This window comes from Lelliottia sp. F153 (assembly GCF_002870005.1).
GTDB classification, from domain to species: domain Bacteria; phylum Pseudomonadota; class Gammaproteobacteria; order Enterobacterales; family Enterobacteriaceae; genus Enterobacter; species Enterobacter nimipressuralis.
On record NZ_PKFT01000008.1, the window covers coordinates 146,848 to 163,764 of the forward strand.

Genomic DNA, 16,917 nt, shown 5'->3' on the forward strand with positions numbered 1-16,917 from the left:
ATTTCAATGGCGGGCCACCCGGTGCCATCGGAGGGGGAACAGCATCAGCGGTCATGCGCATATGCTACCGCGCGAGCGCGGTGCGTTAAACATCTGGCTGTGCGCGCCGGGAAAACGGTACGCGGTGGAGTGTAAAGCCAGCCTCTCGGGATATTCCTGAAATTGCCCTTAAGGCTGCAAAAATGTCCGGAACGCGTTAAGGTTAGCACTGTATTAACTTGCGATCTGGATCACAGTTACGACATTCATGATGTCTTCACCACACATTCGCGCGCTGCTGTTACTCCTCCTTTTTCCGGCCGGAGCCGTTTCGGCTGCCTCCCGTTCATTTGAAAATCAGGCGAAAAACCCCTTTGATAACAACGGTGATGGTCTGCCGGATCTCGGGTTAGCTCAACCCTCCGGTGAGAGTGAAAAACATCTGGCGGAGATGGCGAAAGCCTTCGGTGAAGCAAGCATGACCGACAACGGCCTGACCACCGGCGAGCAGGCGCGCCAGTTTGCATTCGGTCAGGTGCGCGACGTTGTCAGTGGAGAAGTGAATCAGCAGATCGAGTCCTGGCTGTCGCCCTGGGGTAATGCCAGCGTCGATCTGCTGGTGGATGACGACGGCAAATTTACCGGCAGCAGCGGCAGGTGGTTTATTCCGTGGCAGGACAACAACCGCTATCTGAGCTGGAGCCAGCTCGGGCTGACGCAGCAAACCGACGGGCTGGTGAGTAACGCGGGCATCGGCCAGCGCTGGGTCGCGGGGAAATGGCTGCTGGGCTACAACACCTTTTACGATAATTTGCTGGATGAGAATTTACAGCGCGCCGGGCTGGGTGCCGAAGCCTGGGGTGAAAACCTGCGCTTATCGGCGAACTACTACCAGCCGTTCGCCAGCTGGCGCGACAGCTCCGACGTACAAGAGCAGCGGATGGCGCGGGGCTATGACGTGACGGCCAAAGCCTGGCTGCCGTACTTTCATCATTTCAATACCAGCGTCAGCTTCGAACAATATTTCGGTGATAACGTCGATCTGTTTCGCAGCGGCACCGGGTATCACAACCCGATGGCGGTAAACCTCGGGCTGGATTACACGCCTGTGCCACTTCTCACGTTTTCGGCGGCGCACAAGCAGGGCGAGAGCGGTGTCAGCCAGAATAATCTTGGCATGAAACTCAACTATCGTTTTGGCGTTCCGCTGAAAAAACAGCTTTCGTCGGATGAAGTGGCGGCTGCGCGCTCCCTGCGCGGAAGTCGCTACGATTCGCCGGATCGGTCCAGCCTGCCGGTGATGGAGTTCCGCCAGCGCAAGACGCTGTCGGTCTATCTGGCAACGCCGCCGTGGGATTTGCATCCGGGTGAAACCGTGAATCTGAAACTGCAGATCCGCAGTACCCATGGGGTGCGTCGTCTTCACTGGCAGGGCGATACGCAGGCGTTAAGTCTGACTTCGCCACCGAATGCGAGCAGCAGCGATGGCTGGAGTGTGATACTTCCGGCCTGGGATGACCGTGAAGGCGCGACGAACCGCTGGCGGCTGTCGGTGGTGGTCGAGGATGAAGACGGGCAGCGTGTCTCTTCCAATGAGATCACGCTCTCTCTGTCGCCACCGCTGCTGGCAGTGCCGGATGACGATCCGAGATGGAAACTGCTGCCGGACGAATAAAACTAGAAAATACGCTCCTGATGAACCCAGACGGCCGCTTCAACGCGCGACTTGAGCTTCATCTTCTTGAGCATATGTTTAACGTGCACTTTGACCGTGCTTTCCGTGATATCCAGACGGCGGGCGATCATTTTGTTCGGCAGGCCCTGAGCAATCAGCTTCAGGATGTCGCGCTCGCGCGGGGTCAGCTGGCTCACATCGCGGTCGGACGTCGCGCGGTTGGCGCGCAGGCTGGCGGCGAGCACCGGCGTTAAGGCTTCACTCAGGACCATTTCACCTGCGGCGGCCTGTTGCAGGGCTTTCAGCAGATCTTCCGGCTCCATATCTTTGAGCAGATAGCCATCTGCGCCGCGTTTTAGCGCGGTGACGACATCTTCTTCATGGTTGGAAACGCTGAACACCACGATGCGCCCGGAGAGGGACTTTTCACGCAGTTTATCCAGGGTTTCCAGGCCGTTCATGCCCGGCATATTGAGATCGAGCAGGATCAAATCAGGATCGAGTGACTCGGCAAGTTCAATACCCTGTTCGCCGTTGCTGGCTTCTCCCACGACGGTGATATCTGCCGCCATGCTGACAAGTTGTTTTACGCCGGTGCGCAGCATCGGATGATCGTCGATTAACAGGATGGTTGCCGGTTCCTGATTAGTCATGGTTTTCTCCTTCGGAAGTGATTAGAGGCTTTTCGGGAATAAAGGTCACTACGACTTCAGTGCCGCCAGACTCTCCCCGGCGAACCTGGCAATCCCCGCGCAGGCTTTGCGCGCGGTCTCGCATAATAATTAACCCATAGTGGTTGGTTCGTTCAGCGTTTTCCGGCACGCCGCGGCCGTTATCCAGAACCGTCAGTTTCACCTGATTATCATGGTGCGCAACAGTCACCGTCACTGCCGTCGCGTCGGCGTGCTTGAGCGCATTGCTCAGGGCTTCGCGGGCGATTTGCAGCAGATGAATGGCCTGATGGGAAGGGACAAAACGCGGCGGAAGCTGGTAGTCCAGCTTCACCGGGAAGCCCAGCCGGGCGCTAAATTCCTGACAGCTCGACTCTAACGCCGGGCGTAAACCTGGCTCGTTGAGCTGTAAACGGAAGGTGGTCAGCAGTTCGCGCAGCTGCACCCAGGAGGTGTTCAGCTCGTTGCGAATCTGACTCAATAATTCTTTGCTGGTGGGTGGCAGAGCATCGTCCTGCATTTGCAGGCAGCTGACCTGCATTTTGATACAGGAGAGCGACTGGGCTATCGAGTCATGCAGCTCGCGGGCAATGGTCGCGCGCTCCTCCATGACGATCAGCTGCTGCTGCTTTTCCTGATGGCGATCCAGCGCCAGCGTCGCCGTGAGCTGCTCGACCAGCGTATCGACCAACTGCTGCTGATCGTGGCTCAAATGGCGGCCGGTCGGCAGCGTGGCCAGCAAAATGCCGTACTGAGTGTGGTTGTCCGCGAGACGCCATTTAAGGGTTGTGCCACTGCTGGCGGGCGTTGGTAACCCGCGCGGGCACAGGTGGCACCCTTTGTCATCGCAGGTCATATCCGACTGACAGGTGAATTCCTGATGGTTCTCTTCGTCTTCGACGTCATAGACCCGAAGTTCAATGTCATGCAGCAGGGTCAGATTTTGCAGGCCGTTAAGCACCGGGGAGAGGCGCTCGCAGAGCGGAACCTGAGAGTGAAGACGGCGATTCGCCTGCCACAGGAACGAGAGGATTTCGTTTTTTTGCTCCAGCCCGGCGGTTTTTTCCTGTACGCGTTTTTCCAGTACCGCGTAGCTTTCGGCCAGCTCGCCGGACATATCATTCAGCGCCTGACCGAGCATCGCCATTTCGTTGCGTCCGCTGATGTGCGCGCGCTGGGTGAAATCACGCTGAGTGACGGCACGGGCCACGGCCAGCAGTTGCTTCCAGGGATAGAGCAGGCGAGCGCGCAGCCAGACGATGGTAAACACCAGCAGCAGCGCCATAAAAACAGCCATTACGCCGTGGACTGTGACCACGCGCTCAATACGCATTTCGGTGGAGGAGTCGAAAGAGGAGACCAGCGTGTCGATGCGCGCCACAAAACTCGCCACATCACCGGCCACCGTATCAGGGCTGTGCGCTTGCTGCAGTCCGGGTTTGAGCTGACTGTGCCAGTAGCCCTGCAGCGCGTTAAGCTGTTTTGTCTGACCATCGCGACGGGCGGCGATTTCCAGTTCCGGGCTAAATGCGGTACGCTCCATCTCATCCAGCAGGGGCTTGTCTTCCGCCGTCAGCGGCACTGCCGCCAGCAGGCGATAACTCTGCATACGCAGGGAGCCTGCCTCGTTAATGGCATGCGCGCTACCCTGAACGCCCTGTACCAGCCAGCCAGAGATCGCCATGCCGGTCACACCAATAGCGGTGGACAGCAACACGATAAGGGCCAGCTGATTAACCAGCGTCAGCGGAGAGAAGAGTCGTTTTAACATGGGCTTGCCGGGCTCCTGATTTTGCCTGCCTCCAGGAATGGCGCTATTTTCATGCATACCTTGGAGTATACCCATACCAACAAAGGATTACTCCTAAATTGCCGCAGGGGTAATGGCCAGGGGGAGGGGGGACCGGCAAACCGTCAGCGCCGTTAAAAAACCACACCTTTTTTGCCGAAATCATCTACTCACTAAGAGTCATGGCGTTTTTTTGAGCGTCTGACAGTCAACTTTTCCTTTGATTTATATCAACTTACCGCCTGCTTAAAACCCTAATGTTTGCAGCATCATTCGATAATCAGAGGTGTCTATGAGTCACTCATCCGCCCCGGAAAGGGCATCCGGTGCTGTTATAACAGAATGGCATCCGGAAGATCCGGCGTTCTGGCAACAGCGTGGTCAACGTGTAGCAAGTCGTAATCTGTGGATTTCTGTTCCGTGTTTGTTGTTGGCATTCTGTGTCTGGATGCTGTTCAGTGCTGTGGCGGTGAACCTGCCGAAAGTAGGCTTTAACTTCACGACCGATCAGCTGTTTATGCTGACCGCGTTACCTGCGCTTTCCGGCGCGCTGCTGCGTGTTCCTTACGCGTTCATGGTTCCGCTGTTTGGTGGTCGTCGCTGGACGGCGTTCAGCACCGGTATCATGATCATCCCTTGCGTGTGGCTGGGTTTTGCGGTGCAGGATACGTCTACTCCGTTCAGCGTGTTTGTCATCATCGCGCTGCTGTGCGGTTTTGCCGGTGCTAACTTTGCCTCCAGCATGGCTAACATCAGCTTCTTCTTCCCGAAACAAAAGCAGGGCGGCGCGCTGGGTATTAACGGCGGCCTCGGGAATATGGGCGTGAGCGTGATGCAGTTGATCGCGCCGCTGGCGATCTCCATGTCTATCTTTGCTGTCTTTGGCGGCACCGGCGTGGAACAGGCAGACGGTTCTAAACTGTTCCTGGAAAACGCGGCCTGGATTTGGGTGCCTTTCCTGGTGGTCTTCACGCTGGCGGCCTGGTTCTTTATGAACGATCTGTCCGCGTCTAAAGCGTCGCTGAGTGAGCAGCTGCCGGTTCTGAAACGCGCCCATCTGTGGATCATGGCGCTGCTGTATCTGGCGACCTTTGGCTCCTTTATCGGCTTCTCCGCAGGTTTTGCGATGCTGTCGAAAACCCAGTTCCCGGATGTGCAGATCCTGCATTTTGCCTTCTTCGGTCCGTTTATCGGCGCTCTGGCACGCTCTACAGGGGGGATGATTTCCGACCGTCTGGGCGGGACTCGCGTCACGCTGGTGAACTTTATCCTGATGGCGGTTTTCTGTGCGCTGCTGTTCCTGACGCTGCCAACCAACGGCCAGGGCGGTAACTTTATCGCGTTCTTTGCGGTGTTCATGGGGCTGTTCCTGACGGCCGGTTTGGGGAGTGCTTCGACCTTCCAGATGATCTCCGTGATCTTCCGTAAGCTGACTATGGATCGTGTGAAAGCGCAGGGCGGTACTGAAGAGCGCGCGATGCGTGAAGCCGCAACCGACACCGCAGCGGCACTGGGCTTTATCTCAGCGATTGGCGCGATCGGTGGCTTCTTTATCCCGAAATCATTCGGCATCTCTCTGGAGCTGACCGGCTCCCCGGCGGGTGCGATGAAAGTCTTCCTTATTTTCTATGTCGCCTGCGTGGTGATCACGTGGCTGGTATACGGCCGGAATACTAAGAAAAATAAGTAAGTTTGATTATCCGTTTACGCGGCCTCAGTGCCGCGTTTTTTTATCCTGCATTTAGTTACAACATACTTGTTGGGTGTAGAAACGGGAGCCGGGCTAACACTGTGATCGCCATCGCCTTGCAGCGGTATCTACCCCTTAATACCTAAGATGTTAAAAAAAGCGGGGCTATAAGGAGGATAAATATAAAATATCTATAAATAACAGATAGTTAAAAAATTAATTTTTCTACCGCTTTGGTGGTATTCGCCCTAATACCCTGCGTTACAGAGCCCGCTCGCCTTGATCGTTATCAATTCCCGTCATCTTTCATAGCGTTACCTTCGCTGCAAATCAGCAATGTCGATTTAGAGAGCCACAGGCTCCACACAGGAGATACCCGATGAGCAAATTTTTGGACCGGTTTCGCTACTTCAAGCAGAAGGGCGAGACCTTTGCCGATGGGCACGGTCAGGTTCTGGAAACCAACCGGGACTGGGAAGATGGATACCGTCAACGTTGGCAGCACGATAAAGTCGTTCGTTCTACACACGGTGTAAACTGCACCGGTTCCTGCAGCTGGAAGATCTTCGTTAAGAACGGTCTGGTCACCTGGGAAATGCAGCAGACCGACTATCCGCGTACCCGCCCGGATATGCCAAACCATGAACCGCGCGGCTGCCCGCGTGGTGCGAGCTACTCCTGGTATCTGTACAGCGCTAACCGCCTGAAATACCCGCTGATGCGTAAACGCCTGATGAAGATGTGGCGTGAAGCAAAAGTGCAGCACAGCGATCCAGTTGATGCCTGGGCCTCCATTATTGAAGACGCTGATAAAGCGAAAAGCTTTAAACAGGCGCGTGGACGCGGCGGTTTTGTTCGTTCCTCCTGGCAGGAAGTGAACGAGCTGATTGCGGCCTCCAACGTCTACACCGTTAAAACCTACGGCCCGGACCGCGTGGCAGGCTTCTCGCCAATTCCGGCGATGTCGATGGTCTCTTACGCCTCGGGTGCGCGCTACCTGTCTCTCATCGGCGGGACCTGCCTGAGCTTCTACGACTGGTACTGTGACTTACCGCCAGCCTCTCCGCAGACCTGGGGCGAACAGACTGACGTTCCTGAATCCGCTGACTGGTACAACTCCAGCTATATCATCGCCTGGGGCTCTAACGTGCCGCAGACCCGTACTCCGGACGCCCACTTCTTCACTGAAGTACGTTACAAAGGCACCAAAACCGTTGCCGTAACGCCGGACTACGCCGAAATCGCGAAACTGTGCGATCTGTGGCTGGCACCGAAACAGGGTACCGATGCCGCGATGGCGCTGGCGATGGGTCACGTCATGCTGCGTGAATTCCACCTCGACAAACCAAGCCAGTATTTCACCGACTACGTGCGTCGCTACACTGACATGCCAATGCTGGTGATGCTTGAAGAGCGCGACGGCTACTACGCAGCGGGTCGTATGCTGCGTGCGGCGGATCTGGTGGATGCGCTGGGCCAGGAAAATAACCCGGAATGGAAAACCGTCGCCTTCAACAATGAAGGGGATATGGTCGCGCCGAACGGTTCCATCGGTTTCCGTTGGGGTGAAAAAGGCAAATGGAACCTCGAGCAACGTAACGCGACCACCGGTGATGAGACCGAACTGCGCCTTAGCATGCTGGGTAGCCAGGACGATATCGCGGAAGTCGGATTCCCGTACTTTGGCGGTGAAGGTTCTGAACACTTCAAGAAGGTGGAGCTGGAAAACATCCTGCTGCACAAACTGCCGGTGAAACGTCTGCAACTGGCTGACGGATCGACCGCACTGGTGACCACCGTTTACGATCTGACGATGGCCAACTACGGTCTGGAACGCGGTCTGAACGACGAAAACTGCGCAACCAGCTACGACGATATCAAAGCGTATACCCCGGCCTGGGCAGAGCAGGTGACGGGCGTGCCACGCGCACAAATCACCCGTATCGCGCGTGAATTCGCCGACAACGCTGACAAAACCCACGGTCGTTCGATGATTATCGTCGGCGCGGGCCTGAACCACTGGTATCACCTCGATATGAACTATCGTGGCCTGATCAATATGCTGGTGTTCTGCGGCTGTATCGGTCAGAGCGGCGGCGGTTGGGCACACTACGTGGGCCAGGAAAAACTGCGTCCGCAGACCGGCTGGCAGCCGCTGGCGTTTGGCCTCGACTGGCAGCGTCCGGCGCGTCACATGAACAGCACCTCTTATTTCTACAACCACTCCAGCCAGTGGCGTTACGAAACTGTCACCGCGCAGGAGTTGCTGTCGCCAATGGCGGATAAATCCCGCTATACCGGGCATCTCATCGACTTCAACGTGCGTGCAGAACGCATGGGCTGGCTGCCCTCTGCGCCACAGCTGGGCACTAACCCGCTGCGCATCGCAGAAGAAGCGAAAAAAGCTGGCATGTCACCGGTCGATTACACCGTGAAATCCCTGAAAGACGGCTCACTTCGCTTTGCGGCGGAACAGCCTGAAAACGGCAAAAACCACCCACGTAACCTGTTTATCTGGCGTTCGAACCTGCTTGGTTCGTCCGGTAAAGGCCACGAATACATGCTGAAGTACCTGCTGGGCACTGACCACGGTATTCAGGGTAAAGATCTGGGCAAACAGGGCGGCGTGAAACCTGAAGAAGTCGAGTGGAAAGACAACGGTCTCGACGGCAAGCTGGATCTGGTGGTGACGCTGGACTTCCGTCTCTCCAGTACCTGTCTCTACTCCGATATCGTGCTGCCGACGGCGACCTGGTACGAAAAAGACGACATGAATACGTCGGATATGCATCCGTTTATTCACCCGCTGTCTGCGGCCGTTGACCCGGCGTGGGATTCCAAAAGCGACTGGGAAATCTACAAAGGCATCGCCAAAAAGTTCTCAGAAGTGTGCGTAGGCCACCTGGGTGTGGAAACCGACGTAGTGACGCTGCCCATCCAGCACGACTCCGCCGCCGAACTGGCGCAGCCGCTGGATGTGAAGGACTGGAAAAAAGGCGAATGCGACCTGATCCCAGGTAAAACCGCGCCGCACATCATTCCGGTGGAGCGTGATTATCCTGCCACCTATGAGCGTTTCACCTCTATCGGCCCGCTGATGGAGAAAATCGGTAACGGCGGGAAAGGCATCGCCTGGAACACCCAGACCGAAATGGATCTGCTGCGTAAGCTCAATTACACCAAAGCGGACGGCCCGGCGAAAGGCCAGCCAATGCTGAACACGGCGATTGATGCGGCAGAGATGATCCTGACCCTCGCACCCGAAACCAACGGCCAGGTGGCGGTAAAAGCCTGGGCTGCACTCAGCGAGTTTACCGGTCGTGACCACACGCATCTGGCGCTGAATAAAGAAGACGAGAAAATCCGCTTCCGCGATATTCAGGCTCAGCCGCGCAAAATCATCTCCAGCCCGACCTGGTCTGGTCTGGAAGATGAGCATGTTTCCTATAACGCCGGGTATACCAACGTTCACGAGCTGATCCCGTGGCGCACCCTTACCGGTCGTCAGTCTCTGTATCAGGACCACCAGTGGATGCGTGATTTCGGTGAAAGCCTGCTGGTTTACCGTCCGCCAATCGACACCCGTTCGGTGAAAGAGGTGATGGGCGAGAAATCCAACGGTAACCCGGAAAAAGCGCTGAACTTCCTGACGCCGCACCAGAAGTGGGGTATCCACTCTACCTACAGCGACAACCTGCTGATGCTGACCTTAGGTCGCGGCGGGCCAATCGTCTGGATGAGCGAAGTGGATGCCAAAGATCTGGGCATCGTGGATAACGACTGGATTGAAGTGTTCAACAGCAACGGTGCGCTGACGGCACGTGCGGTAGTTAGCCAGCGTGTGCCAGCCGGGATGACCATGATGTACCACGCGCAGGAACGTATCGTGAACCTGCCGGGTTCTGAAATCACCCAGCAGCGCGGCGGTATCCATAACTCGGTGACGCGTATCACGCCAAAACCGACTCACATGATCGGCGGTTATGCGCAACTGGCGTACAGCTTTAACTACTACGGTACGGTCGGCTCTAACCGCGATGAGTTCGTGGTGGTGCGTAAGATGAAGAATATTGACTGGTTAGATGGCGAAGGTAATGACCAGGTACAGGAGAGCGTAAAATGAAAATTCGTTCACAAGTCGGCATGGTGCTGAATCTGGATAAATGCATCGGCTGTCATACCTGCTCAGTCACCTGTAAAAACGTCTGGACCAGCCGCGAAGGCGCGGAATACGCGTGGTTTAATAACGTAGAAACCAAGCCGGGCACCGGTTTCCCGACCGACTGGGAAAACCAGGAAAAATGGAAGGGCGGCTGGATCCGCAAGATCAACGGCAAACTGGTGCCGCGCATGGGTAACAAAGCGCTGCTGCTGGGTAAAATCTTCGCTAACCCGCACCTGCCGGGCATCGATGATTACTACGAGCCGTTTGATTTTGACTACCAGAATCTGCACAACGCGCCAGAAGGGAAACATCAGCCGATTGCCCGTCCGCGTTCACTGATCACCGGCCAGCGTATGGACAAAATCAGTAAAGGTCCGAACTGGGAAGACGATCTGGGCGGCGAATTCGAGAAACTGTCGAAAGATCAGAACTTCGAAAACATGCAGAAGGCGATGTACGGTCAGTTCGAAAATACCTTCATGATGTATCTGCCGCGTCTGTGCGAACACTGCCTCAACCCGGCGTGTGTGGCGACCTGTCCGAGCGGTGCGATCTACAAACGTGAAGAGGACGGCATCGTCCTGATCGACCAGGACAAGTGCCGCGGCTGGAGGATGTGTATCACCGGTTGCCCGTACAAAAAGATCTACTTCAACTGGAAGAGCGGGAAGTCCGAGAAGTGCATCTTCTGTTATCCGCGTATCGAAGCGGGTATGCCGACCGTCTGTTCTGAAAGCTGCGTAGGCCGTATTCGTTATCTGGGCGTGCTGCTGTATGACGCGGATGCGATTGAGACCGCTGCAAGCACCGAGAACGAGAAAGATCTCTATCAGCGTCAGCTGGACGTATTCCTCGATCCTAACGATCCGAAAGTGATCGAGCAGGCGCTGAAAGACGGTATCCCGCAGAGCGTGATTGACGCCGCACAGCAGTCGCCAGTGTACAAAATGGCGATGGACTGGAAGCTGGCCCTGCCGCTGCACCCGGAATATCGCACGCTGCCGATGGTCTGGTACGTGCCGCCGCTGTCACCGATTCAGTCCGCCGCCGATGCGGGTGAGCTGGGCAGCAACGGTATTTTACCGGACGTGGAAAGTCTGCGTATCCCGGTTCAGTACCTGGCGAACCTGCTCACCGCAGGCGATACCCAGCCGGTGCTGCTGGCCCTGAAACGTATGCTGGCGATGCGTCATTTCAAACGTGCGGAAACGGTCGAGGGTGTGATCGATACCCGCGCGCTGGAAGAGGTGGGTTTAAGCGAAGCCCAGGCGCAGGAGATGTACCGCTATCTGGCGATTGCGAACTACGAAGATCGTTTCGTGGTGCCGAGCAGCCACCGTGAACTGGCGCGTGAAGCCTTCCCGGAGAAGAGCGGTTGTGGCTTTACCTTTGGCGACGGTTGCCACGGTTCAGACAGCAAATTCAACCTGTTTAACAGCCGTCGCATTGATGCGATGGATGTGACCAGCAAAACGGAGCCGCACCAATGATTGAACTCGTCATTGTTTCGCGTCTGCTCGAGTACCCTGATGCTGCCCTGTGGCAGCATCAGCAGGAACTCTTTGATGCACTCGCGTCATCAGAAAATCTGGATAAAGAAGATGCACAGGCGCTGGGTATTTTCCTGCGCGATTTACTCACTCAGGATCAGCTGGACGCGCAGTCTGACTACAGCCAGCTGTTCGACCGTGGCCGTGCGACTTCGCTGCTGCTGTTCGAACACGTTCACGGTGAATCCCGCGATCGTGGTCAGGCGATGGTTGACCTGATGGCGCAGTACGAAGCTCAGGGCTTGCAGTTAGACAGCCGCGAACTGCCGGATCATCTCCCGCTGTACCTGGAATATCTGGCTCAGCTGCCGCGTGAAGAGGCGCTGGGCGGTTTGCAGGACATCGCGCCGATTCTTGCGTTGTTAAGTGCGCGCCTGAAGCAGCGTGAAAGCCGTTATGCGGTGCTGTTCGATCTGCTGGTGAAACTGGCGAATACCGCCATCGACAGCGATAAAGTGGCGGAGAAAATCGCCGATGAAGCGCGCGATGATACCCCACAGGCGCTGGATGCGGTCTGGGAAGAAGAGCAGGTGAAATTCCTTGCTGACCAGAACTGTGGCGAGTCAGAAATCTCGGCTCACCAGCGTCGTTTTGCCGGAGCTGTCGCCCCGCAATATTTGAATATCTCTAACGGAGGACAGCACTAATGCACTTCCTGAATATGTTCTTCTTCGATATCTATCCTTACATTGCGGGTACCGTGTTCCTGGTGGGCAGCTGGCTGCGCTACGACTACGGCCAGTATACCTGGCGTGCAGGCTCCAGCCAGATGCTGGATCGCAAAGGGATGAACCTGGCGTCTAACCTGTTCCACATCGGGATTCTGGGTGTGATTGCAGGCCATGCCTTCGGGATGCTGACACCGCACTGGATGTATGAAGCCTGGCTGCCGCTGGACGTGAAACAGAAAATGGCGATGTTTGGCGGCGGTGCTGCGGGCCTGATGTGTCTGGTGGGCGGTTTGCTGCTCCTCAAACGCCGTCTGTTCAGCCCTCGCATCCGTGCGACCACGACAGCTGCTGATATTCTGGTGATGGCGGTGCTGGTGATTCAGTGCGCCCTGGGTCTGGCGACGATTCCTTTCTCTGCCCAGCATATGGACGGCAGCGAAATGATGAAACTGGTTGGCTGGGCGCAGTCTGTGGTGACCTTCCACGGCGGGGCGTCCACGCATCTGGATGGTGTGGCGTTTATCTTCCGCATGCATCTGGTGCTGGGTATGACGCTGTTCGTGCTGTTCCCGTTCTCGCGCCTGGTGCATATCTGGAGCGTGCCGGTCGAGTATCTGACGCGTAGATATCAGATCGTTCGCGCACGTCGCTAAGCGGCGCATGCTGAATGAACAAAACCCTGCTTCGGCGGGGTTTTTTTTCACCTCTGGAAACGAATTACCACGAGAGAAGAGCAGGTGTGTGAAAGTCTGGTAAATATTTAATGGAGAAGAGTAGAGGGCTGGAATATTGCGCGAACAGTAAAGTTGGGATTTGATCTGCGAGATGGTGGCGGGGGAAGGATTCGAACCTTCGAAGTCGATGACGGCAGATTTACAGTCTGCTCCCTTTGGCCGCTCGGGAACCCCGCCAGGGGTATGATGCTTGAGCGTTGAGATGGTGGTGGGGGAAGGATTCGAACCTTCGAAGTCGATGACGGCAGATTTACAGTCTGCTCCCTTTGGCCGCTCGGGAACCCCACCACGGGGTAATGCTTTTACTGGCCTGCTTCCTGCTGGAAGCGGGGCGCATCATATCAAATGACGCGCCCCTGTAAAGCATTCCTTTGATGAAAACGATTCGTTTGTCTGCTTTTTACCCGTAAAGGCGCAAAGCTAATCAATTCATTTCACAAAGGATTAAAGAATAATCGTTCTGTTACCGTAAACGAAGACGCGTTGGGCGAGCACCTGATACAGCGCGCGGCTTAACACGTTCTTCTCGACGTCGCGTCCGGCACGCATCATGTCTTCCGCCGTGTAGGTGTGATCGACGTGAATCACGTCCTGCATGATGATCGGGCCTTCATCCAGGTTGTCGTTTACATAGTGGGCGGTTGCACCGATGATCTTCACACCACGCTCGTAGGCCTGGTGATAAGGACGCGCACCAATAAACGCCGGCAGGAACGAGTGGTGAATGTTGATGATCTTATTCGGGAAGCGGGAAACGAATGACGGCGTCAACACGCGCATGTACTTCGCCAGCACCACGTAGTCCGGGTTGTGCGCTTCGATGGCCTGAGCCATCAAATCGTCGTGCTCTTCGCGGGTGTGGCCTTCATGGCTCACCAGCTCGAACGGAATATCAAAACGCTCAACCAGAGTGCGCAGGGTATCGTGGTTGCCGATTACCGCGGCAATTTCGACGTCCAGACCACCGTAATTGGCTTTCATCAACAGATCGCCCAGGCAATGGGCCTCTTTGGTGACCAGAATCACCACGCGACGACGCCCGGCAGGGGTCAGTTCACGTATGGAGTTTTCCGGTAACGCGCCGTCGAGATCGGCGAGCAGGGTGGTGTCGTTAAAGATCCCTTCCAGTTCGGTGCGCATAAAGAAGCGGCCGGTGCGGTGATCCACAAATTCGTTGTTCTGCACGATGTTCAGTTCATGCTTGTAACAAATGTTGGTGATACGGGCGATCAAACCCTTCTGGTCCGGGCAAATGGTACGCAGTATTTTGCGTTGTAATGATTGCATCGCGAGGAAATCCTGTTGAGTGTTTGCTTGTTATTTGTGGTCAGGCGTTATTGCCCGCAACACTTTTTAAATTTTTTACCTGAACCGCAGGGGCAGGGGTCGTTACGACCAAACTGCGGACGAGTACCATCAATATAGTACCACTGTCCGCCCTCCAGTATGAACCGGGAGCGTTCGATGATGGCGCCAGGCTTATTGTGCTCGATAAATCGGGCAACAAAGCTGACAAAACCTTCATTGGGCGTGCTGCCGGGGGCGGTTTCATACTGCGTCAGGCCGAGCCATTGCGTATTGGCGAATCCGGCTTCAATTTCCTGGCGGAAGTCAGCGGCGTGGCACGAGGGGTGCCAGGTTTTAATCAGGTAGTCTGCGTCTTTGATCACAAAAGCAGCATACCGGGAGCGCATTAGGTGTGATGGATCGGGTGCAACCAGGTTGCCAGAAAGATATCGCTGGCAACATAGGCTATACTCGAGGGCGCTACCACAGGGGCAGAGTTGAGACACAATTCTCTTCCTGGAATAAAAAAGTCACGGCGTTTAAACGCCCAGGTGGCACTATGTTAACTGAGCAGTAGCGATGACGCTACGTTAGGAATCCAGGGGAAGTCAAACAGGGCTAATGAGAAAGGTAAAAATTGGTCTGGCGCTGGGATCAGGTGCAGCCCGGGGCTGGTCGCACATTGGCGTGATTAACGCGCTAAAACGACTGGGTGTCGATGTTGATCTTGTAGCAGGGTGTTCAATTGGTTCGCTGGTGGGTGCCGCCTACGCGTGCGGTAAAATGCCGGAACTTGAAACGTGGGTGCGTTCCTTTAGCTACTGGGACGTACTGCGCCTGATGGATCTTTCATGGCAACGCGGCGGCCTGCTGCGCGGTGAGCGCGTGTTTAACCAGTTCCGCCAAATCATGCCATTGGATGACTTCAACCATTGCCAGATGCCCTTTGGCGCCGTGGCAACCAATCTCAGCACGGGCAGGGAAATCTGGTTCACCGAGGGGGATATCCACCTTGCCGTTCGTGCATCTTGCAGTATTCCTGGCCTGATGGCACCGGTTCCTCATAATGGCTACTGGCTGGTGGATGGCGGCGTGGTAAATCCAATACCGATCTCGCTGACCCGCGCGATGGGCGCTGATATTGTTATCGCCGTCGATTTGCAGCATGACGCCCACCTGATGCAACAAGATTTAATGCCGGTGAATCTCCAGAACGACGAAACGGAAAACGAAAAGCTGGTCTGGCATAAGCGCCTGCGTGAGCGTTTAGGGCGTGCAACGACGCGCCGGATGGTCTCCGCGCCGACGGCAATGGAGATCATGACCACTTCTATTCAGGTACTGGAGAATCGCCTGAAGCGAAATCGAATGGCGGGTGATCCTCCGGATATTCTGATTCAGCCATTCTGTCCGCAAATATCAACACTCGACTTCCATCGCGCAGATGCGGCGATCGCCGCCGGAGCACTGGCTGTTGAGAAAAAAATGGACGAACTGTTACCTTTGGTGCGAGCGACAGCTTAGCCCTTTTTTGAAGACTTCAGCAAAATCTGACAGGCGGTAGTACCAATAGCATGCCACTATTGATTTATCGTCTGCCAGAGGAGAGACCATGACACAGCCATTGGCAGGAAAACAGATTCTGATAGTCGAAGACGAGCCCGTTTTCCGTTCGCTGATGGATTCGTGGTTAAGTTCGCTGGGCGCAACGACCATACTGGCCGTTGATGGGGTGGATGCGCTGGAAAAAATGGCGTCAGCCAAGCCCGATCTGATGATTTGTGATATCGCGATGCCGCGCATGAACGGGCTTAAACTGGTGGAGCATCTGCGCAATGAAGGTGACCAGACGCCTATCCTTGTGATCTCAGCGACCGAAAATATGGCCGATATCGCCAAAGCGCTGCGTCTCGGCGTGCAGGATGTGCTCCTGAAGCCGGTTAAAGATTTGAACCGTCTGCGGGAAACAGTTTTCGCCTGCCTCTATCCGAATATGTTTAATTCCCGCGTCGAGGAAGAAGAGCGCCTTTTCCAGGACTGGGATGCGCTGGTCAGTAATCCCCATGCTGCTGCTAAGCTTTTACAAGAACTTCAGCCACCGGTTCAGCAGAATATATCGCATTGCAGAATTAACTATCGACAACTTGTTGCCGCAGATCAGCACGGCCTGGTGCTTGATATTGCACCGTTATCGGATGTTGACCTGGCATTTTATTGCCTCGATGTGACGAGAGCGGGTGATAACGGGGTATTAGCGGCATTATTATTGCGGGCATTATTTAACGGTTTGTTACAAGAACAACTCTCCCATCAGGGGCAACGACTTCCTGAATTAGGGGCATTGCTGAAACAGGTGAACCATCTTTTCCGTCAGGCCAATTTGCCCGGACAGTTTCCGCTGTTAGTCGGTTATTACCATAGCGAATTAAAAAATCTCATTCTGGTCTCTGCGGGTCTAAACGCCACGCTGAATACCGGTGAGCATCATATTCAGGTCAGCAATGGTGTTCCTTTAGGTACGCTGGGTACGACTTATCTTAATCAAATAAGTCACCGCTGCGCGTCCTGGCAGTGTCAAATTTGGGGAGCAGGTGGGCGTTTACGCTTAATGTTGTCCACGGAATAAGCAGTTGAATTTTATTCGTCAGATAGCTTTACCTTCGTTTTAACGGCAGTGCTACTATCACTGCCAGTTTGATACGTATT

General features: G+C 55.4%; 12 protein-coding genes and 2 tRNA genes. 8 read left to right on the plus strand and 6 right to left on the minus strand.

Translation table 11 applies throughout. The features are described 5' to 3' along the window. Nucleotides 1–247: 247 nt before the first annotated feature. Nucleotides 248–1,654 carry a YchO/YchP family invasin gene (locus tag F153LOC_RS17205; RefSeq protein ID WP_102103892.1) on the plus strand — a complete coding sequence of 469 codons (1,407 nt, stop codon included), beginning with the start codon at nt 248–250 and terminating at the stop codon, nt 1,652–1,654. 2 nt (nt 1,655–1,656) lie between these two features. Here F153LOC_RS17205 and narL read toward each other — a convergent pair whose 3' ends face one another. Together narL and narX are read right to left on the minus strand one after the other, a co-directional pair. Further along, nucleotides 1,657–2,307, minus strand: coding sequence for a two-component system response regulator NarL (gene narL, locus F153LOC_RS17210; RefSeq protein ID WP_100779923.1), 651 nt, complete (start codon nt 2,305–2,307; stop codon nt 1,657–1,659). Further along, complete coding sequence (gene narX, locus F153LOC_RS17215; protein ID WP_102103891.1) at nt 2,300–4,096, minus strand: nitrate/nitrite two-component system sensor histidine kinase NarX; 1,797 nt, start codon at nt 4,094–4,096, stop codon at nt 2,300–2,302. Before narX ends, narL begins: the two co-directional genes overlap by 8 nt. Before the next feature lie 310 nt (nt 4,097–4,406). On the opposite strand from narX, the gene F153LOC_RS17220 reads away from it, so the two are divergent. From F153LOC_RS17220 to narI, 5 genes are all read left to right on the plus strand, one after another. Then, the gene (locus tag F153LOC_RS17220) at nt 4,407–5,804 is read left to right on the plus strand and encodes a NarK family nitrate/nitrite MFS transporter (protein WP_102103890.1); all 1,398 of its coding nucleotides are present in this window, start codon (nt 4,407–4,409) and stop codon (nt 5,802–5,804) included. Between the two features lie 379 nt (nt 5,805–6,183). Continuing rightward, a complete protein-coding gene (locus F153LOC_RS17225; RefSeq protein ID WP_102103889.1) occupies nt 6,184–9,927 on the plus strand; it encodes a nitrate reductase subunit alpha in 3,744 nt (1,247 codons plus the stop codon). Continuing rightward, nucleotides 9,924–11,459 (plus strand): nitrate reductase subunit beta, encoded by a 1,536-nt coding sequence (gene narH, locus F153LOC_RS17230; RefSeq protein ID WP_102103888.1) that lies wholly within the window; start codon nt 9,924–9,926, stop codon nt 11,457–11,459. Before F153LOC_RS17225 ends, narH begins: the two co-directional genes overlap by 4 nt. Beyond that, the gene (narJ, locus tag F153LOC_RS17235) at nt 11,456–12,166 is read left to right on the plus strand and encodes a nitrate reductase molybdenum cofactor assembly chaperone (RefSeq protein ID WP_100779928.1); all 711 of its coding nucleotides are present in this window, start codon (nt 11,456–11,458) and stop codon (nt 12,164–12,166) included. The genes narH and narJ overlap by 4 nt, the downstream gene beginning before the upstream one ends. Then, complete coding sequence (narI, locus tag F153LOC_RS17240; RefSeq protein ID WP_102103887.1) at nt 12,166–12,843, plus strand: respiratory nitrate reductase subunit gamma; 678 nt, start codon at nt 12,166–12,168, stop codon at nt 12,841–12,843. Before narJ ends, narI begins: the two co-directional genes overlap by 1 nt. A gap of 173 nt (nt 12,844–13,016) precedes the next feature. Here the strand turns inward: narI and F153LOC_RS17245 are convergent. The 4 genes from F153LOC_RS17245 to F153LOC_RS17260 all read right to left on the minus strand — a co-directional run bounded on the left by F153LOC_RS17245 (nt 13,017) and on the right by F153LOC_RS17260 (nt 14,717). Continuing rightward, a tRNA-Tyr gene (locus F153LOC_RS17245) sits at nt 13,017–13,101 on the minus strand. 26 nt (nt 13,102–13,127) lie between these two features. Next, nucleotides 13,128–13,212, minus strand: a tRNA-Tyr gene (locus F153LOC_RS17250). A gap of 156 nt (nt 13,213–13,368) precedes the next feature. Then, on the minus strand, nt 13,369–14,211 hold the full coding sequence (purU, locus tag F153LOC_RS17255; protein ID WP_100779930.1) for a formyltetrahydrofolate deformylase: 843 nt from the start codon (nt 14,209–14,211) through the stop codon (nt 13,369–13,371). Between the two features lie 47 nt (nt 14,212–14,258). Further along, the gene (locus F153LOC_RS17260) at nt 14,259–14,717 is read right to left on the minus strand and encodes a YchJ family protein (RefSeq protein WP_100779931.1); all 459 of its coding nucleotides are present in this window, start codon (nt 14,715–14,717) and stop codon (nt 14,259–14,261) included. A 115-nt stretch (nt 14,718–14,832) separates the two neighbouring features. On the opposite strand from F153LOC_RS17260, the gene rssA reads away from it, so the two are divergent. Together rssA and rssB are read left to right on the plus strand one after the other, a co-directional pair. Continuing rightward, the gene (gene rssA, locus F153LOC_RS17265) at nt 14,833–15,735 is read left to right on the plus strand and encodes a patatin-like phospholipase RssA (protein WP_102103886.1); all 903 of its coding nucleotides are present in this window, start codon (nt 14,833–14,835) and stop codon (nt 15,733–15,735) included. A gap of 88 nt (nt 15,736–15,823) precedes the next feature. Continuing rightward, nucleotides 15,824–16,837, plus strand: coding sequence for a two-component system response regulator RssB (gene rssB, locus F153LOC_RS17270; protein ID WP_102103885.1), 1,014 nt, complete (start codon nt 15,824–15,826; stop codon nt 16,835–16,837). The last annotated feature ends 80 nt before the right edge of the window (nt 16,838–16,917 follow it).

Excerpts from the sequence above, each read along its gene's own strand:
- F153LOC_RS17205 (WP_102103892.1), top strand. The coding sequence starts at position 248 with ATGATGTCTTCACCACACATTCGCGCGCTGCTGTTACTCCTCCTTTTT.
- narL (WP_100779923.1), bottom strand. The coding sequence starts at position 2,307 with ATGACTAATCAGGAACCGGCAACCATCCTGTTAATCGACGATCATCCG.
- narX (WP_102103891.1), bottom strand. The coding sequence starts at position 4,096 with ATGTTAAAACGACTCTTCTCTCCGCTGACGCTGGTTAATCAGCTGGCC.
- F153LOC_RS17220 (WP_102103890.1), top strand. The coding sequence starts at position 4,407 with ATGAGTCACTCATCCGCCCCGGAAAGGGCATCCGGTGCTGTTATAACA.
- F153LOC_RS17225 (WP_102103889.1), top strand. The coding sequence starts at position 6,184 with ATGAGCAAATTTTTGGACCGGTTTCGCTACTTCAAGCAGAAGGGCGAG.
- narH (WP_102103888.1), top strand. The coding sequence starts at position 9,924 with ATGAAAATTCGTTCACAAGTCGGCATGGTGCTGAATCTGGATAAATGC.
- narJ (WP_100779928.1), top strand. The coding sequence starts at position 11,456 with ATGATTGAACTCGTCATTGTTTCGCGTCTGCTCGAGTACCCTGATGCT.
- narI (WP_102103887.1), top strand. The coding sequence starts at position 12,166 with ATGCACTTCCTGAATATGTTCTTCTTCGATATCTATCCTTACATTGCG.
- purU (WP_100779930.1), bottom strand. The coding sequence starts at position 14,211 with ATGCAATCATTACAACGCAAAATACTGCGTACCATTTGCCCGGACCAG.
- rssA (WP_102103886.1), top strand. The coding sequence starts at position 14,833 with ATGAGAAAGGTAAAAATTGGTCTGGCGCTGGGATCAGGTGCAGCCCGG.
- rssB (WP_102103885.1), top strand. The coding sequence starts at position 15,824 with ATGACACAGCCATTGGCAGGAAAACAGATTCTGATAGTCGAAGACGAG.